At 59.6% G+C, this 24644-nt stretch carries 23 protein-coding genes; 16 read left to right on the forward strand and 7 right to left on the reverse strand.

What is annotated here, in order from left to right:
* Positions 1 to 147: 147 nt before the first annotated feature.
* The 6 genes from argB to ASTEX_RS08590 all read left to right on the forward strand — a co-directional run bounded on the left by argB (position 148) and on the right by ASTEX_RS08590 (position 5532).
* Positions 148 to 1086 (forward strand): acetylglutamate kinase, encoded by a 939-nt coding sequence (gene argB / locus ASTEX_RS08565; protein WP_041658607.1) that lies wholly within the window; start codon positions 148 to 150, stop codon positions 1084 to 1086.
* A gap of 80 nt (positions 1087 to 1166) precedes the next feature.
* Positions 1167 to 1817: a pyrimidine 5'-nucleotidase gene (locus ASTEX_RS08570; RefSeq protein ID WP_013479221.1), complete on the forward strand. Its 651-nt coding sequence runs from the start codon at positions 1167 to 1169 to the stop codon at positions 1815 to 1817.
* A gap of 90 nt (positions 1818 to 1907) precedes the next feature.
* Positions 1908 to 2249: a hypothetical protein gene (locus tag ASTEX_RS08575; protein ID WP_013479222.1), complete on the forward strand. Its 342-nt coding sequence runs from the start codon at positions 1908 to 1910 to the stop codon at positions 2247 to 2249.
* A 1-nt stretch (position 2250) separates the two neighbouring features.
* Positions 2251 to 3054, forward strand: a complete 804-nt coding sequence (locus ASTEX_RS08580) for a DUF2145 domain-containing protein (RefSeq protein ID WP_013479223.1) — start codon at positions 2251 to 2253, stop codon at positions 3052 to 3054.
* A 99-nt stretch (positions 3055 to 3153) separates the two neighbouring features.
* Entirely contained in the window at positions 3154 to 4014 is an 861-nt protein-coding gene (gene dapD, locus ASTEX_RS08585) for a 2,3,4,5-tetrahydropyridine-2,6-dicarboxylate N-succinyltransferase (protein ID WP_013479224.1), read from the forward strand.
* A 63-nt stretch (positions 4015 to 4077) separates the two neighbouring features.
* Positions 4078 to 5532, forward strand: coding sequence for a DUF1593 domain-containing protein (locus ASTEX_RS08590; RefSeq protein ID WP_013479225.1), 1455 nt, complete (start codon positions 4078 to 4080; stop codon positions 5530 to 5532).
* Between the two features lie 63 nt (positions 5533 to 5595).
* Here ASTEX_RS08590 and ASTEX_RS08595 read toward each other — a convergent pair whose 3' ends face one another.
* Together ASTEX_RS08595 and ilvC are read right to left on the reverse strand one after the other, a co-directional pair.
* Positions 5596 to 6252 carry a YiiX/YebB-like N1pC/P60 family cysteine hydrolase gene (locus tag ASTEX_RS08595; protein ID WP_013479226.1) on the reverse strand — a complete coding sequence of 219 codons (657 nt, stop codon included), beginning with the start codon at positions 6250 to 6252 and terminating at the stop codon, positions 5596 to 5598.
* 20 nt (positions 6253 to 6272) lie between these two features.
* Positions 6273 to 7271: a ketol-acid reductoisomerase gene (ilvC, locus tag ASTEX_RS08600; RefSeq protein ID WP_013479227.1), complete on the reverse strand. Its 999-nt coding sequence runs from the start codon at positions 7269 to 7271 to the stop codon at positions 6273 to 6275.
* 53 nt (positions 7272 to 7324) lie between these two features.
* Between ilvC and ASTEX_RS08605 the strand changes: the two genes are divergently transcribed.
* The gene (locus ASTEX_RS08605; protein ID WP_013479228.1) at positions 7325 to 8131 is read left to right on the forward strand and encodes a thymidylate synthase; all 807 of its coding nucleotides are present in this window, start codon (positions 7325 to 7327) and stop codon (positions 8129 to 8131) included.
* A gap of 158 nt (positions 8132 to 8289) precedes the next feature.
* Positions 8290 to 8811 (forward strand): dihydrofolate reductase, encoded by a 522-nt coding sequence (locus tag ASTEX_RS08610; RefSeq protein ID WP_013479229.1) that lies wholly within the window; start codon positions 8290 to 8292, stop codon positions 8809 to 8811.
* Between the two features lie 249 nt (positions 8812 to 9060).
* On the opposite strand, the gene ASTEX_RS08615 is transcribed toward ASTEX_RS08610, so the two are convergent.
* Positions 9061 to 10152: an NADH:flavin oxidoreductase gene (locus tag ASTEX_RS08615; protein ID WP_013479230.1), complete on the reverse strand. Its 1092-nt coding sequence runs from the start codon at positions 10150 to 10152 to the stop codon at positions 9061 to 9063.
* A 150-nt stretch (positions 10153 to 10302) separates the two neighbouring features.
* Between ASTEX_RS08615 and ASTEX_RS08620 the strand changes: the two genes are divergently transcribed.
* Positions 10303 to 11508 (forward strand): acetyltransferase domain-containing protein, encoded by a 1206-nt coding sequence (locus ASTEX_RS08620; protein WP_013479231.1) that lies wholly within the window; start codon positions 10303 to 10305, stop codon positions 11506 to 11508.
* 22 nt (positions 11509 to 11530) lie between these two features.
* Here ASTEX_RS08620 and ASTEX_RS08625 read toward each other — a convergent pair whose 3' ends face one another.
* The 3 genes from ASTEX_RS08625 to ASTEX_RS08635 are packed head-to-tail and all read right to left on the reverse strand — an operon-like array spanning position 11531 to position 13272.
* Complete coding sequence (locus tag ASTEX_RS08625) at positions 11531 to 11806, reverse strand: type II toxin-antitoxin system RelE/ParE family toxin (RefSeq protein ID WP_013479232.1); 276 nt, start codon at positions 11804 to 11806, stop codon at positions 11531 to 11533.
* Positions 11803 to 12117 carry a type II toxin-antitoxin system RelB/DinJ family antitoxin gene (locus ASTEX_RS08630; RefSeq protein ID WP_013479233.1) on the reverse strand — a complete coding sequence of 105 codons (315 nt, stop codon included), beginning with the start codon at positions 12115 to 12117 and terminating at the stop codon, positions 11803 to 11805. Before ASTEX_RS08630 ends, ASTEX_RS08625 begins: the two co-directional genes overlap by 4 nt.
* A 48-nt stretch (positions 12118 to 12165) precedes the next feature.
* A complete protein-coding gene (locus ASTEX_RS08635; RefSeq protein WP_013479234.1) occupies positions 12166 to 13272 on the reverse strand; it encodes an Mrp/NBP35 family ATP-binding protein in 1107 nt (368 codons plus the stop codon).
* A 77-nt stretch (positions 13273 to 13349) separates the two neighbouring features.
* On the opposite strand from ASTEX_RS08635, the gene miaA reads away from it, so the two are divergent.
* From miaA to ASTEX_RS08660, 5 genes are all read left to right on the forward strand, one after another.
* Positions 13350 to 14204, forward strand: a complete 855-nt coding sequence (miaA, locus tag ASTEX_RS08640) for a tRNA (adenosine(37)-N6)-dimethylallyltransferase MiaA (protein ID WP_013479235.1) — start codon at positions 13350 to 13352, stop codon at positions 14202 to 14204.
* A gap of 62 nt (positions 14205 to 14266) precedes the next feature.
* Positions 14267 to 16213, forward strand: a complete 1947-nt coding sequence (locus ASTEX_RS08645; protein ID WP_013479236.1) for a S9 family peptidase — start codon at positions 14267 to 14269, stop codon at positions 16211 to 16213.
* A gap of 187 nt (positions 16214 to 16400) precedes the next feature.
* Positions 16401 to 17552 carry an aldose epimerase family protein gene (locus tag ASTEX_RS08650; protein ID WP_013479237.1) on the forward strand — a complete coding sequence of 384 codons (1152 nt, stop codon included), beginning with the start codon at positions 16401 to 16403 and terminating at the stop codon, positions 17550 to 17552.
* A 27-nt stretch (positions 17553 to 17579) separates the two neighbouring features.
* Complete coding sequence (locus tag ASTEX_RS08655; protein ID WP_013479238.1) at positions 17580 to 19391, forward strand: IlvD/Edd family dehydratase; 1812 nt, start codon at positions 17580 to 17582, stop codon at positions 19389 to 19391.
* 269 nt (positions 19392 to 19660) lie between these two features.
* Complete coding sequence (locus ASTEX_RS08660) at positions 19661 to 20506, forward strand: MCP four helix bundle domain-containing protein (protein ID WP_013479239.1); 846 nt, start codon at positions 19661 to 19663, stop codon at positions 20504 to 20506.
* On the opposite strand, the gene ASTEX_RS08665 is transcribed toward ASTEX_RS08660, so the two are convergent.
* Positions 20488 to 21540, reverse strand: coding sequence for a sigma-54-dependent Fis family transcriptional regulator (locus ASTEX_RS08665; RefSeq protein ID WP_013479240.1), 1053 nt, complete (start codon positions 21538 to 21540; stop codon positions 20488 to 20490). The two genes, ASTEX_RS08660 and ASTEX_RS08665, sit on opposite strands and share 19 nt — an antisense overlap.
* 244 nt (positions 21541 to 21784) lie before the next feature.
* Between ASTEX_RS08665 and adh the strand changes: the two genes are divergently transcribed.
* Both adh and adhP read left to right on the forward strand, forming a co-directional pair.
* Positions 21785 to 23302 carry an aldehyde dehydrogenase gene (gene adh / locus ASTEX_RS08670; RefSeq protein WP_013479241.1) on the forward strand — a complete coding sequence of 506 codons (1518 nt, stop codon included), beginning with the start codon at positions 21785 to 21787 and terminating at the stop codon, positions 23300 to 23302.
* Between the two features lie 128 nt (positions 23303 to 23430).
* Positions 23431 to 24465, forward strand: a complete 1035-nt coding sequence (adhP, locus tag ASTEX_RS08675; RefSeq protein ID WP_013479242.1) for an alcohol dehydrogenase AdhP — start codon at positions 23431 to 23433, stop codon at positions 24463 to 24465.
* The last annotated feature ends 179 nt before the right edge of the window (positions 24466 to 24644 follow it).

Here is a 24644-nt window from a genome sequence, read left to right on the forward strand (position 1 = left end):
CAGCCCTCAGCTTAGCCTGAATTTTGAGGCGCATCAGGCATAAAACGCTAATGACACGCCGCCGCATATCCTGTAATGCGCGCGCTCATCGTACTGTCACCTTTTGCTGATACGCCGTCAGGTGTAACCGGGGTAAGTCTTCCTGAAATGATCATTCAGACCGCCACGACCGAAACTATCGAAGAAAACGGCTGGGCCACGGCCAAAACCCTGGCCGAAGCCCTGCCCTTTATCCAGATCTACGACCGCGAAATCGTCGTGGTTAAATACGGCGGCCACGCCATGGGTCAGGAAGAAACGGCGCGCATCTTCGCTTCGGACATAGTGCTGCTGAAACTGCTGGGCATCCATCCGATCGTCGTGCACGGCGGCGGGCCGCAGATTTCGGCCATGCTGGGGCGGGCGGGCGTCAAATCGACCTTTATCGACGGCCTGCGCGTCACCGACGAAGCGACCATGGAAATTGCCGAAATGGTGCTGTCTGGCGCCGTGAACAAGGAAATCGCCTCGTGGATCACGCGCGCGGGTCAGGAAGCCGATGTGCGCGGCGTCGGCCTGTCGGGCAAGGACGCCAGCCTGATCACCGTCGAAAAGGCGACGCGCCTGAAAAAAGACCCGGATTCGATGATCGAACAGGTGGTCGATCTCGGCTTTGTGGGCGAACCCAAGCGCGTGGACGATAAGCTGCTGCGCACCCTGATCAGTGATCTGGAGCACGACTACGTGCCGGTCATCGCCCCCATCGGCGTGGCCGAAGACGGCGCGACCTATAATATCAATGCCGACACCGTGGCTGGGGCCGTCGCGGGAAAGATGAACGCCAAGCGCATGTTGCTGCTAACCGATATTGCTGGCGTGCTGGATGGTGAGAAAAATCTGATCCGTCAAATGACGGTGTCGGAAGCGAAGAACCTAATTGAAACCGGCGTTGCTGTCGGCGGCATGATCCCGAAGCTCGAGACCGCCATTGCCGCCATCGACGCCGGCGTCGAGGCTGTCGTTATCCTTGATGGCCGCCGCCCGCACGCCATGCTGGTCGAACTGTTTACCGAACATGGCGCGGGCACGCTGATTACGCGGGATTAATAAACCCTCCTGCCTGTGCCGCAGGCGTGGGAAGGAGGAAAGAGCTTGAAACCCTGTCGAAAAACGCCGAAACAGACGGTATGAGCCCGCACGTCCAAAACCTCCCGCACGTTTCCACCTGGCTGTTCGATCTCGACAACACCCTCTATCCGCCCGAAGCCGAGGTGATGGCTCTGGTCGAAGGCCGCATGACGGATTTCGTCATGCGCCAGACAGGCCTGCCGCGCGAAGAGGCACGCACGCTTCAGAAAAAATACCTTTATGAGCACGGGACGACCCTCGCTGGCCTAATGGCCTATCACGACATCGACCCCTTTGCCTTCATGAACGAGGTGCACGATGTGTCGCTGGACGGCCTTGTGCCCGATGCAACCCTGAATGCCGCAATCACTGCCCTGCCCGGCCGCAAGCTGGTCTTCACCAATGGCGACGAGCAGCACGCCTATCGCATCCTTGACAAGCTGGAGATGACCCCCCTGTTCGAGGATGTGTTTCATCTGGGGCATGCCGACCTGATCCCCAAGCCGAACCTCATCACCTTTCACCGCATGATGCAAAAGCACGCGGTGACCGGTCCTGAAACCGCATTCTTCGAAGACAGCCCGAAGAACCTCAAACCGGCGCACGAGCTGGGGATGACCACCATTCTCGTCGGCCCGCACGCCGAAGCCAATGCCGATGCGTTCGTGCATATCCGGGCGGCGTCTCTTAAGGCTTTCCTTGAGGAATGAACGGCGTTCAGGATTTCGATTGACGCATTAACGCCCCTGAACTATGTTCAATTGAACGCCGTTCACAGGCGTGTCACGGAGATCATGGTCATGTTCAAACCGATTGCCCTCATCCTGTTCGCGTCTGCCTTCGCTCTGCCCGCCGCCGCGCAGGACAGCCTTGAAAACACCTCAAAAGCCGCAGCCAATTCCGTCGAAGCCACCGCTCAGCTATCGGGTGCGGGCGTGATGGTGGTTGCAGGCAGCGCCGCCTTGCCCTTTGTCGCTGTAGGGGCCTCCGCCGAAAGCACCGGCGCGGCCATCCGCGATTCAGGCGAAGCCGTCTGGGATCAAGCCAATAAGCCCTTGACGGTCAGCCCCGAAACCGTGGTGGCGCAGGACGCGCCGAACGCTTCCCACGAGGCGCAAAAGCCCCAAAAGAAGGCGCAGTAAAATGTGGCGGGCGGCCCTGCTAGCCGCATCCCTGCTCCTGCCAACCGGTGCATGGGCGGGCAATGAATCCGGCGACAGCGCGGCCAACGCCAAACCGCATTTCAGCGCACCCGAAGCCGCCGCCTTCGCTAAACAGATCGAGCAAAATCTGGCGGCCAAAGGCGCGCGGGTGGCCATTGTCTTTCGCACCAGCCGCCCGCATGACAAGCTACCGCCCGGCATCGCCTATACGCACGGGGCCTTCTGGGTTCATAGCGAGATCACCACCGCCGACGGACGTCATCTTCAGGGCTATGCGGTCTACAACCTCTATCACGGCGACGGAAAGACCCTGCCGGTCAGCCAGTCCTACCTGAAGCAGGACTTTCCGCTGAACTTCGCCAGCGTCTCGGCCGAAGACGATGTCGGGGTCATCCTCCCGACGCCTGAAATGCAGCGACGATTAAAGGTGCTGATCGGCACGCCAGCCTATACGCGCCTGCACATCACCGACTATTCGCTGGTGTCCAATCCGCTGAATGCGAGGTACCAGAACTGCGTGGAATTTATGCTGGATGTCGTTGCGGCAGCCGCATGGGAGACGGAGTCCTACCCGCAGATCAAGGCCAATTTGACGCGCTGGTTTGAACCGACCACGGTCAAGGCCGGCTTCCTGCAACGCACGCTGGGCCCCATGGCCGATACGCGTCTGCGCACCGACGACCATCCGGGCGCGATCCGCACCGCCACCTATGAGAGCCTGTCGGCGTTTATGCTCAAACACGAGCTGGCCACAGAGGCGTATGTGATCAAACGCTCTCAATAAACAGCGCCGGAGCGTGAGCGAAAAAGAAACCTTGATCCGAAGGATCATAGGTCTTAAGGCCCTGTCATTCCTTCTTTGACAGACCTTATGAGAGCCGCCATGTCCGACCTCGCCGCCTTCCACGACGATATCGAAGCCGCCTGGGAAATCCGCGACACCCTGTCGCCGTCCACCACCGGTCCGGTGCGCGATGCGGTGGAAAAGGCGCTGGGCTTGATCGACAATGGCCGCTTCCGCGTCTCTGAAAAGATCGACGGCGAATGGGTCACGCATCAGTGGCTAAAAAAGGCCGTGCTGCTCTCCTTCCGCCTCAATGGCAACCAGATCATGCAGGCCGGTCACACGGTCTTCGACAAGGCCGCGATCGGCCCCTTCTGGGACAAGGTGCCCAACAAGTTCGCCAAGTGGAAGGCCGAAGACTATCAGGACGCCGGCTTCCGCTCGGTGCCGGGCGCCATTGTGCGTCACGGCGCCTTTGTGGGCAAGAATGTCGTGCTGATGCCGTCGTTCGTGAATATCGGCGCCTATGTTGGCGAAGGCACCATGGTAGATACTTGGGCCACGGTCGGCTCCTGCGCCCAGATCGGCAAGCATGTGCACCTGTCGGGTGGTGTCGGTATCGGCGGCGTACTTGAACCGCTTCAGGCCAATCCGACGATTATAGAAGACAACTGCTTTATCGGCGCGCGCTCCGAAGTGGTCGAAGGCGTCATCGTGCGCGAAGGCTCCGTGCTGGGCATGGGCGTCTATCTGGGGCAATCGACGCGCATCGTTGATCGGGCCACTGGCGAAGTCTTCTACGGCGAAGTGCCGCCCTACTCGGTCGTCGTGGCCGGTTCCATGCCATCTTCGAATGATAAAAACCCCAATGCGCCGCACCTCTATTGCGCCGTCATCGTCAAGCGCGTCGATGCCCAGACGCGCTCAAAGACCGGGATCAACGAACTGCTACGGGATTAATTCGGTTGACGCTCCTCCCTTGGCCCACCACAGTGCCAGGCCAAGAATAAAGGGATGAGACGGATGAGACTGCGCGGATGGGCTGCGGCCCTGAGTCTGATGGCGTGGGCAAGCCCGCTGGCACAGGCCGCAGAGCCGGTCGCCAAAGCCACAACGGCCCCGGCAGAAAAGCCGCGCATCTTCGTCCTGACCGATATCGAGAACGAACCAGATGACGCTGAGTCTCTGGTGCGTTTTCTGACCTATGCCAATCAGTGGGATATCGAGGGCCTGGTCGCGACGACTTCCGTCCATATGCGCCACCACACAGCCCCGGAGCGCATCCGCCAAATCGTGCGCGCCTATGGGCAGGTGCAGCCCAACCTCAACCGCCACGAACCGGGCTATCCATCCGCCGAGCACCTTCTGTCTGTGGTCAGCGAAGGCCCGCAAGCCTATGGCATGACAGCGGTGGGCGACGGCCAAACCTCGCCGGGGGCTGAGCAACTCATCCGGGCGGTGGATCGCCAGGATAAGCGCCCTCTTTGGGTTTTGGTCTGGGGCGGACCCAATACGCTGGCTCAGGCCCTGCATAAGGTGCGCGCCACGCGGACCACGGCCGAACTGAAGCGTTTTATGTCAAAGCTGCGCGTCTACACCATCTCGGATCAGGACGATTCCGGCCCGTGGCTGCGTCAGACCTTTCCGGACCTTTTTTATATCGCCAGCCCCGGTATGCACGACGGCGGCGCCTATCACCACGCCACCTGGTCAGGCATCAGCGGAGACCGTTTCCACGGCCGTTTTGTCGGGGCAGATTTCAGTCTGGTCGATGTGCCGTGGTTGCAAACCCACATCATGAGCAAGGGGCCGTTAGGGGCCGAATACCCCAAACCTATCTACATGATGGAAGGTGATACCCCCAGCTTCCTGTACCTGATCAATAACGGTCTGGGCGCGCCCGAACACCCCAACTGGGGCAGTTGGGGCGGTCGCTATGAGTTCTACACCCCGCCACCCGCACGCTGGCACCTGATCCCGGAAACGCGGCCCTTGTGGACCAATGCCGACGACGAGGTACTTGGAGTCGATGGCAACTGGTACACGGACAATCACGCGACCATCTGGCGCTGGCGTCAGGCTTATCAGAACGATTTTGCCGCACGCATGGACTGGACGATCAAGTCCTATGCTGAGGCCAATCACCCGCCAGAGCCAAAGCTGTCGCATCCGGATCGTCTGTCAGCGCGCCTGGGAGACACGCTGGAACTCAGCGCCGAAGGCTCCACGGACCCCGATAAGGACGCGCTGAGCTTCGAGTGGTTTGTCTATGGTGAAGCCGGCGGCTTTACGACCTCAAATGGGCGAAATGGCCGCATGGTGACGATCGCCAATGCCGATCAACCCAAAATCAACCTGACCATCCCGAAAAACAGCGTCTTCCGCACTGGCACCCTTCACGTCATCGTGGCCGTAACGGACAAAGGCACCCCGGCCCTGACGCGCTATAAGCGGGTGATCCTCGACGTGAAGCCGTAGTGGCACATACCAAGCCATCTCTGAAACAATTTACCAACTCCGCCGAAGAATTGCGGCGAATTTTTAGATCGGATAATTAGAATAGACCCTCTTAAGATCTTGGTCGCGCGCGATGCTCACCGGCGTCACTAGCTCTCGTACCAGAACCTTAGACATGCAGGCTTTACGATCCAAACCACGACATTCGGGATCAACGATAGCACGCTTGGCAATCAGGTCCTTTGCGGGGCCCTCGAGTACACCCAAATCGCCAAGCCGCTGACGTTCCCCCAGTTCAATCCCCGCTGCATCAAAGGCTAGATAGGCCAGTTCGCTACAGTAGATGGCGCGATTTTCGAATGAAAAATAGACGTCATAAGGTCTTCCGTAGAGACGTTTGGCTTCTGAAAAAACTTGCGCCCTCTGGTGGCTCGTCAATACTTTTGGACGATAGACCGCAATGCGGGCAAATTTACCGCGCTCTTTCCACTCTCGTAAAGGCGTTTCCTTGACGGGCCCAACGGCTTCGACCACCATCCAGCCGGTTGGAGACTGTTTGACGATGCCCATGTGGGTATACAGGCTACGGCTGGCGATCAAAATGGCCTTGGACTGCTGGCTGCGCGAAGTCTGGAAAATCAGGTCGCCGTCACGCAGGTCCGGCAGGGGCCACAACCACCGGAACAGACCGACCATCAGAAGAATAAGCGCCGCCGAACCCGCCCATCCCCAGATTTTCATTTCTGCCCCCTGAACTTTGTTCAGAGTTTAGCAGAATCCGCCACCCCGTCCAGATAGCGCTTGGTCTGATCCAGCGCATTGTCTGCCAGCGCCGCGCGGCGGCGTTTGAGATCGACAGCGCCTGCGTCGTAATCCGCCATCAGGGCGCGGACAAAATCGCCCGACTGCACGTCCTTAAGCACAGCGTCCATCGCGGCTTTTGACGCTTCGCCGATAATGCGCGGGCCGGTCAGATAGGCTCCGTATTCGGCGGTATTAGAAATCTTCTCAAAACCGCCGGACATCCCGCGCTCCCAAAGCAAATCGACGACCAGCTTCAGCTCGTAGCAGGTTTCAAACCACGCCACTTCGCGCGGATAGCCCGCCGCCACCAGCGTCTCAAACGCCGTGGTGACCAGTTCGCGCGTACCGCCACACAGGACCACCTGCTCACCGAACAGGTCGCTTTCGCATTCGGCCTTCATGGTGGTCTCCAAAATCCCCTTGCGCCCGCAACCGAGCGCCGCCGCGAACGACAGGCCAATGGCCTTGGCGTATCCCGTCGCGTCCTGCTGCACCGCAAACAAGCAGAAAACCCCTTCGCCCGCCTCATAAATGTCGCGAATGCGCGGTCCGATCCCCTTGGGTGAGACCAGCAGCACATCAACATCCGCAGGGGGCGTGACCAGTCCGAAATTGACCGACAGCCCATGCGCAAAAATCAGCGCCTGACCCGCCCGCAGGTTTGGCCCTACCTGATCGCGGAGCAGAGCCTGATGCGCTTCATCAGACGTCAGGACGACGATCACCTCGGCCCAACGCACGCCGTCTTCGACCGTCACCACCTCAAACCCGTCGGCAGCGGCCTTGTTACGTGTGGCTGAGTCGGGCCTCAGCGCCACGCGGATGTCTCGCACCCCGGAATCACGGGCATTCAGCGCCTGCGTGCGGCCCTGCGAGCCATAACCGATGACCAGCAGGCGCTTGCCGCGGATCACAGCTAGGTCGCAGTCGCGATCATAATAGACGGGCAGAGTCATGACGGGCTATACTCCGGAATGAGAATCGTCCCCTCCCTATAGAGCAGCGTCCCATGTCCCGACACCCTGAATATCAGTATCTCGATCTGGTGCGTGACATCATGGCCAATGGCGTGACCCGCATGGACCGCACGGGCACGGGAACCAAGGGCGTGTTCGGCCGTCAGATCCGTTTCGACCTCGCGGAGGGTTTTCCGCTCCTAACCACCAAGAAGGTGCACTTCAAATCGGTAGCGGTCGAGCTTTTGTGGTTCCTGCGGGGCGATACCAATATCAAATATCTCAAGGATCACGGCGTCAGCATCTGGGACGAATGGGCCGACGAAAACGGCGACCTTGGCCCTGTCTATGGCAAGCAGTGGCGCTCATGGGCGGCACCGGACGGCCGGGTGATCGACCAGATGAGCCAACTAATCGAAAATCTGAAAACCAATCCCCACTCGCGTCGCCACGTCATTTCGGCGTGGAATCCCTCCGAAGTCGAGGACATGGCCCTGCCGCCGTGCCATTGCCTGTTTCAGTTCTTCGTCGCGGATGGCAAGCTGTCGTGTCAGCTTTATCAGCGGTCTGCCGATGTGTTTCTGGGCGTGCCCTTCAATATCGCTTCCTACGCGCTTCTGACTCACATGGTGGCGCAGGCCGTCGGTCTTGAGGTCGGTGACTTCGTGCACAGCTTCGGCGACGTGCACCTCTATCTCAACCATGTTGAGCAAGCGCAAACCCAGTTGTCGCGCGATCCGATGTCCTTCCCAACGCTGAAACTGGCCGCCAAGACCAACCTGTTCGCCTTTGACTATGCCGATATCGAACTGATCGGTTACCAATCGCACGGAGCGTTGAAAGCGCCGGTGGCGGTATAATCTCTTCATCTGCGTAGCGGGGGAGGTGGCGCGGCAATTGCGTAGCAAGGTCCGCGACGGAGGGGCATAACCCTCTCGTTTTGCCCCTCCGTCTCGACGCGCTTCGCTTGCTCGACACCTCCCCGTTCGCATCGCTCATAGGGGAGGAGGAAAAAATAATGCAGAAACCCAAACTCGCCCTTATCGTCGCCATGAGCGAGAACCGCGTCATCGGGCGCGACAACGCCCTTCCGTGGCATCTGAAATCCGACCTGAAGCTGTTCAAGGCCGCCACCCAGTTCAAACCCATTATCATGGGGTCGAACACCTGGGACTCCCTGCCGCGCAAACCGCTGCCGGGGCGGCTGAACCTTGTCTGCTCGCGTGATCTGAAGTTCGAGGCCGAGGGCGGCATCGTCTGTAATTCACTGTTTGAAGCGCTTGATATCGCCCGTGAACACGCCGCTGATGACGGAGCGGATGAGGTGGTCGTGATCGGCGGAGCCAACATCTATGAACAGACTCTGCCCAAAGCCGATCGCCTCTATGTGACCGAGGTGCACACAACGCTGGACGGCGATGCGCGTTTTCCGGAGATCGACCCGGCTCAATGGGTCGAGGTGAAGTCGGAATTTTGCCCCAAGGCGGAGGGCGACGATTACGACTTCACTGTGAAGGTCTATGAGCGCAAACGCATATAATTATACCTCCCCAGTTTACTGGAGAGGGGACCGCACGAGCGAACGTAGAGAGTGAGATGTGGTGGTGGGGACTTCAGGTCACTCGTCGGTTCAACTGAGCCGACGAGTGATGTAAGCTTTTGTGTTGTCGCTCACGTTACCCGAAAAGTGGCACCCACTTTGTCGGCTTGCGCTTTAGAAACGGCGCCTGCCCCCTCCGTCACGCCTTCGGCGCCCACTTCCCCCAGTAAACTGAGGGAGTAGAATGCCTTAAACCAGCGACGCCAGTGCTGAGCGGTCGAATGCCTTGACGTCCTCAAGCTGGCCGACGCGGACCTTGTTGAGCCACTGCGGATCGGCCAGCAGCGCACGACCAACGGCCACCAGATCGAACTCCCCGCGCTCCAGACGGCGCAGCAGTTCGTCGATCCCCTGCGGATTGGCTTGCGCCCCGCCGAAGAAGTTGATGAAGTCTTCGGCCAGACCGACACTGCCCACCGTGATCACCGGCGCCCCGGTCAGCTTCTTGATCCAGCCAGCAAAGTTGAGGTCAGACCCTTCGAATTCCGGCTCCCAGAAACGGCGTTGCGAGGCATGGATGATATCCACTCCGGCATCGAGCAGCGGCCGCACCCAGTCTTCCAGCTCCTGCGGCGTGTGGGTGACCTTCGCGTCATAGACCCCGCCCTTGAACTGCGAAATGCGGATAATCAGCGGATAGTCGGCCCCGACCTCAGCGCGCACGGCTTTGATGATCTCCGCCGCAAATCTGGTGCGCGCGCCGATCGTATCGCCGCCCCACTGATCGGTACGTTTGTTGGTGCGGTCCCAGAAAAATTCGTCGATCAGATAACCGTGCGCCCCGTGCAGTTCCACCGCATCGAAGCCCAGCTTTTTGGCATCGCCTGCCGCGCGCGCAAAGGCAGCGATGGTGTCAGCCACATCGGCGTCAGTCATCGGTTCCCACTTTTGCGACCCATCCAGCGCGATGCCCGACGGGCTCTGCTTCGGCTGAGGGTCATAATCGCCACGCGACGCGGCCGCGCCGGTATGCCAGATTTGCGGCGCAATCAGCCCGCCCCTGGCGTGCACCGCTTCGACCACCTTGCCCCAGGCCGGCAGCGCCTCACCGAAGAAGTTGGGGATGCCGGCCTCGTTCTTGGAGGCCGGACGCTCAATTACCGTGCCCTCGGTCAGGATCAGCCCGACCCCGCCTTCGGCGCGCCGCTGATAATAAGCGGCCACGTCAGCGGTCGGGACACCGCCTGGAGAAAACTCGCGCGTCATAGGGGCCATAACCACGCGGTTTTTCAGTTTCAGCGATTTCAGTTCATAGGGGGAGAACAGGGTATCGAGCGACATAGGGGGCTCCGCTTAAAAAAGTAACCGCACCGGATATGGTTACGTCTTCAACCGGTGCAAGCTCAGACCGTCTGAAAATAAACGTTTGCACACCGTAAAAGCTGGGTTAGCGTTACGTTAAATATGTCAACCTTACGGCGGGGGTAGGCCATGACAGAAACCGACGCATCCGTCGCTAGGCCGGTGAGCGCTTCCGGCCAGCGGCTGGCGACAATCGACATACTGCGCGGCCTGATCATCGTGATCATGGTATTGGACCATGTGCGCGATTACACCCACATCAGCGGTTTCAAGATCAATCCGCTCGATTTCCAGCAGACCAATGCCGTCCTGTATATGACGCGCTGGGTGACGCACCTTTGCGCCCCAACCTTTATCTTTCTAGCCGGCGTCTCGGCTTGGCTTCAGAATGTGCGCGGCAAGAGCGGCGCGGCCCTGTCGGTCTTTTTGCTGACGCGTGGCCTGTGGCTGATCGTTCTTGAAATCACGGTGGTCGGCTTCGGCTGGTCCTTCGCACTCCCCATGCCGCTATTTCTGGCCATCTTATGGGCGATTGGCTGGTCGATGATCGCGCTTTCGGCTCTGGTCTGGCTGCCCCGTCGGGCCGTGCTGGGGATCGGGATAGCGATTATTACGCTGCATAATCTGCTCGGAGGCATCAACGCTGATCAGCTGGGTCTGTTCGGCTGGCTGTGGCATTTCCTCTTTCAGGTCAATATTTTCAAATTCGCCGGTTTCGACATCCTACTGCTCTATCCGGTGCTGCCGTGGATAGGCGTGATCGCCTTCGGCTATGGCATGGGAGACGTCTTTCTTAAGCCCAACCGCAATCGCATCCTGATCCTGTGCGGGCTTGGACTGTTCATCGGTTTTGTCCTGCTGCGGCTCAGCAATCTGTATGGCGACCCGCGGCCCTGGGCCGTGCACACTGTGCCGGTGCACACTCTGATGGACTTTTTCAATGTGGCAAAATACCCGCCGTCCCTGCTCTACACAGCGGCAACAATGGGGATCGTCTTTCTGCTGACACCGGGGCTGGATCGCCTGCCCACAAGCCTTTCATCCATTCTGCGCACCTTTGGCTCGGTGCCGATGATGGCCTATCTGGGCCACCTCTATATCATGCACCTTGTGTCTATGGCCGCGCACCTGATCGCGGGGCAAAGCCTGGCGACGCAGTTCAACCCGCTGGCCATCGCCTTTTTCAACCCGGCCGCCGCTCACGACGACAGCTTTCTGCCCCTGTGGGTGACCTATCTGTGCTGGGTGATCACTCTGTGCCTCCTCTATCCGTTGTGCCGCTACTGGTCGGCGCTGAAACGACGTCGCAAGGACTGGTGGTTGTCCTACCTCTGAGGTGCGACCTGCAGGGCGGCTATTACGCCCACAGCCGTGAGGTATGCAGGACGCGCCAGATGGTGAGACTGTGGCCTTCAACGCTTTCAATCAGCAGATAAGGCAGCCCGTTCAGCACCCATTCGCGTGTACTCGGAGCACGTCCCGGTCTGCCACTGTCCGGAAAATCCGCCAGATGTTCCGCCGCGGCGTCTACCGCCTCATTCACCCTCGCGGCCGCGGTCACACTGTCATCGGCAATAAACTGAAACGTTTTAATACGGTCATCAAGCGCCGATGCCGACCACTGAATGATCATTGGCCCTTCGCATCGCGGCGCGCCAGAACCTGGGCCTTGATATCTGCCATGCGAGCGTGGGCGTCTGCATGGGAAACAGGCGGCCGCTGGTCCTCCATAGCTTCGCGGACCTTATCCCGAAGCCAGACGTCATAGGCTTGCGAATCGCCTGTCAGCCCAGCGGGCAAGGCCCCCTCATTGGTAAAGCGGGTCAACAGACTACGAACGACGTCGGACACCGTCAGCCCAATCTGGCTGAGCACAGCCCCGGCCCGCTCCTTGATCACGCCGTCAATGCGCGCCTGCACCACTTCACTTGCCCGCCATCGCACACCTGCCTTTCAAAAGCAGTGCACTTCATTTAAATGACAAAAGCCATATCAGACACGCGAAGTCAGATCGCTCCACAACGCCTTGGCCATCGCGGCAAACCGCTCTGCTATCGGACCATCGCGCAGCGGCGTGGCACGGTCGGCCGCCTGGCGTAAGGCCGGATCGAGCGGCACTTCGCCCAGAAACGGTCGCTCCAGCGTTTGCGCCATCTTTTGCGCACCCCCGCGGCCGAAAATCTCGATCGCCATACCGTCGGCGCCGACGAAATAGGCCATGTTCTCGATGATGCCCAGCACCGGTATCTGCGTCTTGTCGAACAACGTAACGGCCCGGCGCGCATCGATCAGCGCCATGTCCTGCGGCGTGGAGACCACCACCGCCCCGTCGATCAGCGTCTTTTGCGTCAGGGTCAGCTGCACATCACCCGTCCCTGGCGGCAGATCAACGATCAGCACATCAAGCGGCACTTCCGCCGTGCCCCATTGCGTCTGGGTCAGCAACTGCGTCAGAGCCTGGGACGCCATCGGCCCGCGCCAGATCATCGCCTGATCGGCATCGACTAAAAAGCCGACCGAATTGACCTTCAGACCAAAAGCGACCGGCGGCAGCATCTTCTTGTCAGCGCTGAACGACGGCGGCGTGTTGAGCCCCAGCATGACCGGACCCGACGGGCCGTAGATATCGGCATCCAGCCAACCGACATTCAGCCCCAGCGCCTTCAGCCCCAGCGCCAGATTGAGCGAGACGGTGGATTTGCCCACCCCACCCTTGCCGGAACCGACCACAACCACATGTCTGACATGGTCCGGACGCGCTGTGGCCACCGGGGCTTTGGGCTTGCCCTGATCGGCAGCCTGCGGCGACAGTTTAGCCTGCGGACCGGGACGCGGCGTGTGGGGCTCGGCCACTTCGGCGGTCAGGACGACCTGCGCCTTTTCGATGCCGGGCAGGGCCGCCAGCAAGGCTTCAGCGGCCTCGCGCACCGGCGCATAGCGTTCGACCTGCGCCGCCGGCACCTCCAGCATGAAGCCCGCGCGCGGCACCGACACCGTCAGACCACGTACTAGACCGGCCGTGACCAGCCCCTGCCCACTCACCGGGTCGATGACCGTATTGAGCGCGTCGAGTACCTGCTGTTTGTCAAGATCGGGCATATTTGTCTTTCCGTAGAATGTCCTGCGCCGTATAGGCGGAAATAGGAACGACACAACCCCTTTTGCAGACCCTGCCGATGCCAGACCCTCACATTCTGTTGCTGGGCGGCCCGACCGCTTCGGGCAAGACGGCGCGCGCGCTGGATTGGGCGTCCAAGACCGGCGGGGTGATCCTTAATGCCGATTCGATGCAGCTCTACGCCGATGTGCCGTTGCTGACGGCGCGGCCGGATGCGGCGGAAAGTGCGCAGGCCCGGCATGAACTCTATGGTTTTTTGCCCCCGGACCAACAGTGGTCCACCGGCGACTGGCTGCGCGCTGCCCTGCCCTTCATTACCGCTGCGCAAACCGGCGAGACGCCCCTGTGCATCGTCGGTGGCACAGGGCTCTATTTCCTCACTTTGGTCCGCGGACTGGCCGAAATCCCGGAGATAGAGCCTGAGGTGCGTGAGCGTGCTCGCGCCACCTACGACACGCACGGCGAGGTCTTTGTGCGAGACACCCTGCGCCAGCTCGACCCGGTAACGGAGGCTCGTCTGGCCCCCCATGATCGCCAGCGCCTGTGCCGCGCGCTGGAAGTGGTGTGGCAGACGGGACGCGCCTTGAGCGACTGGCAGACCGATACCCACCCCATCCTACCGCCGAATAGCTATCGCTTCGACATCCTCAGACCCGCCCGCGACGGTCTCTATGCCCGCTGTGACCAGCGGTTCGACCAGATGATCGCGCACGGCGCACTGGACGAGGTGCGCACCCTAATGGACGCCGGCCTGCAGGCCGGCTGGCCTATTCTGCGCGTTCTGGGCCTGCCGGAGTTGTGGGCGCATCTGAAGGGGGAAATGACGCTGGATGACGCCCGCAATCTGGCTAAACAAAAGACCCGCAACTACGCCAAGCGCCAGACGACCTTTTTCGGGAATCAGTTTGCTTAACGTCTTTACAAAGACGACACAGGCCACTGATATGTGGAACTGAAATATCCGGGGGATGAAACATGTCAGAAGTTAACCGCCGCACCGCCCTGCACACCGCCGTAGCGGCTTTAATCAGCACTATGGGCGTCACCACCGCCTGTGCGCAAGAGGCAGTGACCGACTCACCACGCCCTGAGCTTGAGGTTCTGGCCCGCGATCCCGCGATCATTTCGCTGGCCTTATCACCCGATGGCAAGAGAGTAGCGCTTTTGTCGCAACGTAATGGCGACAAAGTGTTGTTCGACTACGAACTGGCCACGAAGACATCCAAACAGACCAATCTCGGTCCTATCAAAGTGCGGGGTATCTTCTGGGCTTCGAACTCGCACATTACTGTCGTGCAAACCATGACCGGGTCATCGGACCAGTCGCGGGCACGTATGCGGGAATTTCTATTTGTACGCGTTCTTGATCTGCAAAGTGGCACTATGGTGACGCTTTTCGAGAACAAGAAAGCTTATTCCAGATGGTTTTACTCCATTCCCGAGCGGGTCAATATCAACGGTAAGCACCAGCTGGTAGGGGTTGGTTTGGCCAGCAATCTGGCACTCGTTATGATTGATCCTGCGACCGGCAGTATCACTCTTTTGGATCACTCCGCTCAGGCGCGCGACTGGGTTGTCAACGCGGAAGGCTATCCCTTGGCTCGCAGCGAGATAGACTATGGTGCCAAGACATGGTCCCTTCTGCTTAATCAGGCGGGCCAATGGAAGAAGGTCTTTACCGATACCTACCCCGCAGAGCGCTATCCTAATCTCATCTGCCCTTCAGCTGACGGTCAGGGAGTGGTTGTGCGCATTCCCTATCAGGAAGACGATGAGGAGGATGCCGGGTTTGTTCAATTTCGACCCGATGGCACACGATCTGAACCCATGCGCTTGCAAGGCCGTTCACCTTGGGTTTTGACTCATCCAGCAACTAAACGCTTCGCCGGATTCTCCTATCGGGACGATTGGATACGCTACGACTATACCGATGCCTTGCTGAAAAAGCTCAGCGAAAGTGCTGCAAAGGCCATGCCTGGCTACCGCATACGCTTAGTCGACATGGCCGAAGACCCGAAAAAAATGCTCCTTTACGTAGAGGGCGCAGACGATGCGGGAACCTATTTCTATATCGACTTTGGTAGTGGCAATTTTCAGGAGGTGGGCAAATGCTATCCAGGCCTGCCCGCAGACTGGATCAGCCAAAAGGAAAAGATCACTTACACAGCATCGGACGGTCTAAAAATAGAAGCTTTTCTGACCCTGCCACCCCATAAAGAGCCACGAAACTTGCCTTTGGTGGTCTTGCCGCACGGCGGCCCGCAGGCGCGCGATGATCTGAGCTTTGACTGGATGGCCGCCGCCTTGGCGACGCGCGGATATGCTGTGCTGCAACCCAACTTCCGTGGATCGGCCGGTTACGGTTACAGTTTCGTACAACGAGGCCACGGCGAATGGGGAAAGAAGATGCAAACTGACCTTTCAGACGGCATCCGATATCTTGCCGCTCAGGGTACGGTGAATGCTGGGCGCGCCGCTATTATGGGGGCTTCCTACGGGGGCTATGCGGCGCTGGCGGGGGTTACCTTCGAACCGGATATCTATCGCTGCGCCATATCGGTATCTGGCGTTTCCGATCTTAAGGGGATGCTGGTCACCACGGCCATCAAACAGGGCGGGCGCGACGCGGGGGCTTATCGCTACTGGAGCCAGTTCTTCGGTGCCGATGCCGATCTGAACGCCGTATCGCCTGCGTACAACGCGGCCAGGGTCAAAGCACCTGTGTTACTTATTCACGGCCTTGATGACACCGTGGTGCCCTTCTCGCAGTCGACGCGCATGGAAGACGCTCTGAAGGGGGCTGGAAAAAAAGTAGAACTGGTGCGGTTAAAAGGTGAGGATCACTGGATGTCGATCGAAACCGCACGCCTCGATATGATCAGAGCTGCCATCGGATTTCTGGAAGAGCATAATCCGGCCTGAGTTTGGTCTTTGACGCGTCATCTTTTGTTGCGCCTCCCTATTTTATCATATAATTAAAAAACCTCATTTACCTATTGTCTGACTAAAAGGCAGGGTTTAATCAGGCTGCTGTGGCATCCGGCGTGAACCGGCGCCAAATGACTATGGGAAACGCAAAACAGCTCCTTGATAGGAAAGGCCTGACGCCATGACTCTCCGCAATTCGTCTGCGCTCGCAGCGCTTGTTCTAACGCTGATGGGCGTTAATACCGCTCAAGCCGCCACCGCCACCAGCGAAACCTTCGGAAAGCTGTCCGACGGCACCGAGGTCAAGGCCGTGGTGCTGAAAAACGCCAAAGGTGTTTCGGCCAAGGTCATCACCTATGGCGCAACCCTGCAATCGCTGTGGGCTCCCGATCGTCAAGGCAAGGCCGCCGAAATCACCATCGGCTATGACGACCTGAAGGGCTATGTCGAAACCCCGCAATATCTGGGTGTGACCGTTGGTCGCTTCGCCAACCGCATCGCCAAGGGCAAGTTCACGCTGGATGGCAAGACCTATACACTGGCCACCAACAATAATGGCAACCACCTGCACGGTGGCCTGAAAGGCTTTGACAAGGTCAACTGGACCCTGGCTGCGGTCAAAAGCGGTGGCAAGACGGGCGAGGCTTCGGCCACCTTCACCTATACCTCACCGGATGGCGAGGAAGGCTATCCTGGCACCATGAAGATTGAGGTGACCTATAGCCTCACTGAAAACAACGACCTGACCATTCGCTATAAGGCGACGACGGACAAGCCGACCATCGTCAACCTGACCAACCACGCCCTGTTCAATTTGGCAGGCGTGGGGTCGGGCCGCTCGGCCCTCGAAGCCTCGCTGCAACTGGAATCCGACGGTTATCTGCCCACAAATGAAACCGCCATTCCATACGGCAATATCGCCCCGGTCAAGGGAACGCCGTTTGATTTCACCAAGCCGGCGGTGATCAATGAACGCGTGCGCGACGCCCGCGATCCGCAAATCCTGATTGGCCTCGGCATCGACCATAACTACGTCCTGCGCGGCGGCGTGACCAAGACGCCTAAACAGGCCGTCACCCTGATTGATGCTAAATCGGGCCGCGGCCTGAAGATCCTGACCACCGAGCCAGGCATTCAGATGTACACCGGCAACTTCCTCGACGGGAAGGTTCCGGGCCGCAACGGTCAGGTCACGCGCATGGGCGACGCCGTCGCCTTCGAAGCCCAGCACTTCCCCGATAGCCCTAACCAGCCGCAGTTTCCGACCACTCGTCTGAACCCCGGCGAAACCTATACCCAGACGACGGTTCACCACCTCTTCGTCGCTAAGTAATCCAAGAAGTAGAGAATCCCCACACCGATGTCCGACCGCAACCTCTCCCGTTCCAAGACCAAGCTCCGTTCGCGCGCCTGGTTCGACAATCCTGAAAACGCCGACATGACGGCGCTCTACCTTGAGCGTTACATGAATTTCGGCCTGTCGCTGGAGGAGTTGCAGTCGGACAAGCCGATCATCGGCATCGCCCAGACCGGTTCTGACCTCAGCCCGTGTAACCGCCATCACCTCGAGCTGGCTAAACGCATACGCGATGGCATTATCGAAGCGGGCGGTATTCCGCTCGAATTCCCAGTTCACCCGATTCAGGAAACCGGCAAGCGTCCGACGGCAGGGCTTGACCGCAACCTGGCATACATCGGCCTTGTCGAAGTTATCTATGGCTATCCTCTGGACGGCGTCGTGCTGACCATCGGCTGCGACAAGACGACCCCGGCCTGCCTGATGGCCGCCGCTACAGTCAACATCCCGGCCATCGCCTTGTCGGTCGGCCCCATGCTCAACGGCTGGTACAAGGGTGAGAGAACGGGTTCGGGCACCATAGTGTGGAAGGCCCGCGAACTGCTCGCCGCTGGCGAAATTGACTATCAAGGCTTCATTAAGCTCGTCGCCTCTTCGGCGCCTTCGACCGGCTACTGCAACACCATGGGCACTGCAACGACCATGAACAGCCTGGCCGAAGCGCTGGGGATGCAGCTCCCCTACTCGGCCGCTATCCCGGCCCCGCACCGCGACCGTCAGGAATGCGCCTACCGCACGGGCAAGCGAATTGTGGACATGGTACACGAGGACCTGAAGCCGTCGGATATCCTGACCAAGGAAGCCTTCATAAACGCCATCCGTGTCAATTCGGCCATCGGCGGTTCAACTAACGCGCCTATCCACCTCAATGCGCTGGCCCGCCATATAGGCGTGGACCTGAAGATCGAGGAATGGCAACAGTACGGTGAAGAGGTGCCGCTGCTGGTCAATCTGATGCCGGCCGGTGAATACTTGGGTGAAGACTATCACCATGCGGGTGGCGTACCCGCCGTAGTGGGTCAGCTGATCAAGCACGGCTTGATCCATGAAAACGCTCTCACGGCCAACGGCAAGACGATCGGCGAAAACTGCCGCGATGCGGTAATCGAAGACGAGCGTGTTATTCGCCCGTTCGAGCAACCCCTGAAGCTCGCAGCCGGGTTCCGTGTCCTGTCGGGCAATCTGTTCGATTCGGCAGTGATGAAAGTCTCGGTGATCAGCCCGGAATTCCGGGAGCGCTACCTGTCTGATCCGACTTCGCCTAACGCCTTTACCGGCCGCGCCATCGTCTTCGACGGCCCGGAAGACTATCACCACCGCATCGACGACGAATCCCTGAACATCGACGAGCACTGCATCCTGTTCATGCGCGGTGCCGGCCCCATCGGCTATCCGGGTGCCGCTGAAGTCGTCAATATGCGCGCCCCCAACTATTTGCTGAAGCGCGGCGTCACCTCCCTGGCCTGCATCGGCGATGGTCGTCAGTCGGGCACTTCGGGTTCGCCGTCGATTCTCAACGCCTCACCCGAAGCGGCGGCGGGCGGCAACCTTGCCATCCTGCAAACCGGCGATCAGGTACGCGTCGACCTGAACGATAACACGGTCAATGTCCTGATCTCCGACGCTGAAATCGAAAAGCGCCGCGCTGCGCTTGAGGCTGCCGGTGGCTTCCAGTACCCGGCGCACCAGACGCCGTGGCAGGAAATGCAGCGTGGCGTGGTCGGTCAGATGGGGTCGGGCATGGTACTTGAAAACGCAGTCAAGTATCAGCGCATCGCTCAGGTAGGTGCGGGCGTACCGCGCGACAACCACTGATCTTAATCAAAACGTCTGTAAATCATTTAAACCGCCAGACTAACCCACTGGCGGTTTTTCTGTAGTCAGTCCAGCATATGTCAATGTATTGCGGCACAGCAAATTGCCTCAAAACCTGCCACGTTCCCGCTTTATAACCAAATTTATTATCTTACCTCACCGAATTTTCATTTGGGATATCAAGCTGAAATATTTCCAGTAAACATGATTTTTACATTTCCGATGCTACAGATAGCGTAATCGCGTTATCAATTGTGAGTTTGGGAACCATGTCGATTCGGTTACGTTTGATGGCCCTGATTGCTTCGTTCGCCGTCATGTCGTTGCTCATTACGGGCCTCGCATTGATGTCTCTCGACCGCTACAAGGCGATGATGGGGGCATATGGTGCCGCCTATGACCACGCCTACGACATCGAACGCATCAACCACATGATCAGCAATGTTGTGATGGAATCGCGTGGCATTTACCTCTCCGAGGATGCCGCCGAAGCGAAGATTTTTGCGGGGAACCTTTCCCGCGGCCTCGATGAGGTTGAGCGAGTACTTCAAAGCTGGAAACAGTCAAACGATGCCGAAGAACGTGCCCGTTACACCGCAATTGAACCGACTGCACGTACATTCATAGCGGTCCGTCGTCAGGTGGCGGCTCTGGCGAACGAAGGGGCGATCGATAAAGCCACGGCGTTGGGCACATCCAGTCGGGAAGATCGTATCCAACTACAAAAAAGCCTAGACAAACTGGTGATTGAAGCGCGCAAGGACCTCACCAACACCCAGGCGGAAGCCGCCACTTTTTCAGCGCAGCGCAGTCAAACCTTTCTGCTGATGGCCCTCTTTTCGATAGCGGGAATCCTTTGTCTATCGGCTCTGGCGATCCTTCACTTCATTACACGCCCGCTGCGGCATGTGGCCGGAACAATCATCAGCCTGTCGGAAGGCAAGCTCGATACCCCGGTTCCAGACGACACCGACGACAAGGGCGAGGTGGCCGAACTCTGGCGCGCCATCGCTCGGCTCAAGGCCCACGCCATAGAAGCTGAAAAAATCGTCGCCGCTCAACGCGAAACCGAACGACTGCAAGCGCTGGAAGCCCGTCAGCTCATACTAGACTGACCCGATTTGCGGTAGATAGTCGAACGGTGGATACCCAGTGCCCGCGCGGCTGCGCTGACATTACCGCCATGCGCTTCTAGAGCGCGCCGGATGGCCGCCGTCTCGACATCGTCCAGCCGTGCCTCAGTAAGGTTCGTCACTGCCGGGGCCAACCCGTCCACTTCGCAGCGCGCGTGATAGAGCCGCCCTTCGTGGTCACGCAGGTGCAGCGAGCCGGGCCGTAAGACCCCGGCATCGAACAGGTCGTCAAAGCGCAGGCTGTCGAGATCGTCCCAGTTACGCCCAGTCAGCGACAGGCCGCGGCGGTTGGCGGCGACCACAACCCCGTCCCGGAAGACCAGTATACCTTCGCGTGCTGCCCCCAGCAGACTGGAATCGCTATGAAAACGCAAGGTCTGGCACGACTCGAAGCCTTCGCGGAATAGGCGGTGTTCAATCTGTTCCACCGCAAGCCGCATAAGGCCTAGCATGTGGCCACCCTGCATATTCGCCGGGGTGGAGAGGTCGAGCACTCCGAGCACCGCCCCGCGCGGGTCGATGATTGGCGTCGCGGCGCAGCTTAACACGCGATGCGCCTGAAAATAATGCTCGGCACCGTTGACAGCCACCGGGCGGCGCTCGGCGATGGCGGTGCCGATGGCATTCGTGCCGGTACCATCCTCGCTCCACAGGACGCCGGGGCGCAGCGCCACCTCCGCCGCCTTGCCCGCAAAGCCCGGATCACCGACGGCGTCGAGGATTTCACCGCGCGCATTGGTCAGAATGACAATACCCGAAAGTTCACGCGCCTCCGCGTGCAAGGCGTCCAGTTCCGGACGTGAAATGCGGCGCAGCGCCTCGTGCTTTTCGTGCAGCAAGCGCACATCGCTGGTCGACGGGGCTTCGGTGCGCGGATCAGCGGCAGCATTAAGCCCCATATCGGCGCAGCGTATCCACGACCGCAGTATGGCGTGCCCCACCTGATCGACGGGCAGGCTGTGCTTTTCGAAAAAGGCCTTACGCGCCGCCTCGACGCGGGCCGGATCGCTGATCATGGTTTCCTGCCGTTTTTTAGTTTGTTGCAGGCATTATGCGCCCGCTTTGGGTATCTGTCATCTGTCGCAAAATGCGACATGTTCGACAGCGGTGACGCAGCCTGCAACAGCCAGGATTAGCGGGGTTTCACAATGCGCGTGATGCTGCGGCGCGTCATGTCTGTCCGTGCTTGCAACGGGCTGTCGCGGGGGTGCAGGCTGGACACCTCAGGGGGCGTAGCCCAATCAATTCAGGACAACTCGCATGACCAAGCATGAACGCGATCTCACCGCCGCCACACCTTTCAAAACCCGCTACGGTAACTTTATCGGCGGTGACTGGGTCGAACCCGTCAATGGCCGCTATATGGACAATATCTCGCCAGTGAACGGTCAGAAGCTGTGCGAAGTGCCGCGCTCCGACGCACAGGACATCGAACGTGCGCTCGATGCCGCCCACAAGGTCAAATCGGCCTGGGGCCGCACCTCGGTGACCGAGCGCTCCAACATCCTTCTGAAGATCGCCGACCGGCTCGAAGCCAATCTCGGCCTCGTTGCCGAGGCCGAAACCTGGGACAATGGCAAGCCGTTGCGCGAAACCACCGCCGCCGACATCCCGCTGGCCATCGACCACTTCCGCTATTTCGCCGGCTGCATCCGCGCCCAAGAAGGCTCCATCGGCGAACTGGACCACGACACGGTCGCCTATCATTTCCACGAACCTCTGGGCGTTGTAGGTCAGATCATTCCGTGGAACTTCCCGATCCTGATGGCGGCGTGGAAGCTGGCCCCCGCGCTGGCCGCCGGTAACTGCGTCGTGCTGAAGCCCGCTGAACAAACCCCGGCCTCTATCCTTGTTGTCGCCGAACTGATCGCTGACCTGCTGCCACCGGGCGTTCTCAACATCGTCAACGGTACCGGCCTCGAGGCGGGAGCGCCGCTGGCCAAAAGCCCGCGCATCGCCAAGATCGCCTTCACCGGCTCAACCGGCGTCGGCAAGGAGATCATGCGCTCTGCCGCCGACAACCTGACCAACATCACGCTCGAGCTGGGCGGCAAGTCGCCCAACGTGTTCTTCGCCGATGTGATGGATGAAGACGACGCCTTTCTCGACAAGGCGCTGGAAGGCTTTGCCTTCTTCGCCCTCAATCAGGGCGAAGTTTGCACCTGTCCGTCGCGGGCTTTGGTCCACGAGTCGATCTATGACACATTTATGGAAAAGGCCATCAAACGCGTAGAAGCCATTACCCAGGGAGACCCGCTGAACATGGGCACGATGATCGGCGCTCAGGCCTCTCTGGAGCAGTACGAGAAGATCCAGAAATATCTCGATATCGGCAAAGCAGAAGGTGCCAAGGTGCTGACCGGTGGCGAAGCCAATCACCTGTCCGGTGATCTGAAGGACGGCTTCTATATCAAGCCGACCATCTTCGAAGGTCACAACAAGATGCGTGTCTTCCAGGAGGAAATCTTCGGTCCGGTCGTTTCAGTTACCACGTTTAAGACGGTGGAAGAGGCCATCGAAATCGCCAATGACACCATCTATGGCCTAGGCGCCGGTGTGTGGAGCCGCGACATGAACGCCGCCTATCGCGCCGGCCGCGGCATCGAAGCGGGTCGCGTGTGGACCAATTGCTACCACGCCTACCCGGCCCACGCCGCCTTCGGTGGTTACAAGCAGTCGGGTATCGGGCGCGAGACGCACAAGATGATGCTCGAGCACTACCAGCAGACGAAGAACATCCTCGTCTCCTACCAACCGGCCAAGCTCGGCTTCTTTTGATCAAAGATCGAACAGCGCGGAGGTTGTTGAAGCCCCGCGCTGTTTTACCCGCGCTCATCCGTCGCGTGGCGGCACGGCCTCCTTCGGCGCATTATGCCTCTCACATCCATCCGCAGGAGAAACGCAGAATGGCCAAAACCATGAAGGCGGCCGTCGTCCGTCAGTTCGGAAAACCCCTCACCATCGACGAGGTGCCGATGCCGGAACCGGGCGAAGGCTTGATTCAGGTGGCCATTCAGGCGTCTGGCGTCTGTCACACCGACCTTCACGCCGCCGAAGGCGACTGGCCGGTGAAGCCCAATCCCCCCTTCATCCCCGGTCACGAAGGCGTCGGTTACGTTTCGGCGGTGGGCAAGGGCGTGAAGCACGTCAAGGAAGGCGACCGCGTCGGCGTGCCATGGCTGTATACGGCCTGTGGCCATTGCCGTCACTGTCTGGGTGGATGGGAAACCCTATGCGAATCCCAGCTCAACACCGGCTACTCGGTCAATGGCGGCTTTGCCGAATATGTGGTGGCCGATCCGAACTTCGTCGGTCACCTGCCCAAAAACATCAGCTTTACGGAAATAGCACCGGTCCTGTGCGCAGGCGTGACCGTCTATAAGGGGCTGAAGGTCACCGACACCAAGCCCGGCGACTGGGTGGTCATTTCCGGCGTCGGTGGTCTGGGCCACATGGCCGTGCAATATGCCAAGGCCATGGGCCTGAACGTCGCCGCCGTCGATATTGACGACGCCAAGCTCGACCTCGCCCTCCGTCTGGGCGCGACCGTGACGGTCAATGCCAAAACGGAAGCCGACCCGGCGGCCTTTATTAAGAAGGCCACCGATGGCGGCGCTCAAGGCGTTCTCGTTACAGCGGTTTCGACCACCGCCTTCAAGCAGGCGCTCGGCATGGTGTCGCGCGGCGGCACGGTGTCCCTGAACGGTCTGCCACCGGGGGAATTCCCGCTCGACATCTTCGGTATGGTGCTCAATGGCGTGACTGTACGCGGCTCCATCGTCGGCACGCGCCTCGACCTTCAGGAATCGCTAGATTTTGCCAGCGACGGCAAGGTCAAGGCGACCATCGCCACCGAAAAGCTGGAAAACATCAATGACATCTTTGCGCGTATGCACAAGGGACAGATCGAAGGCCGCATCGTGCTCGACATGGCCGACTGATCTCCTGAGCGCCTGTGAGGCACAAGCCGACGCACTGCTCCCTCCCCGGCAGCGCGTTTTTGCGTGCCCGCGCCCCCCTCCATTGCCTTGAGATCGCTTTAGAAAGTAGCCCCACGTGCGATTAAATGGACGGGAGATGCCGTTCTATTCGGGGACAAAACCAGTCGCCGAGATGGGAC

Source organism: Asticcacaulis excentricus CB 48 (assembly GCF_000175215.2).
Taxonomy (GTDB): domain Bacteria; phylum Pseudomonadota; class Alphaproteobacteria; order Caulobacterales; family Caulobacteraceae; genus Asticcacaulis; species Asticcacaulis excentricus.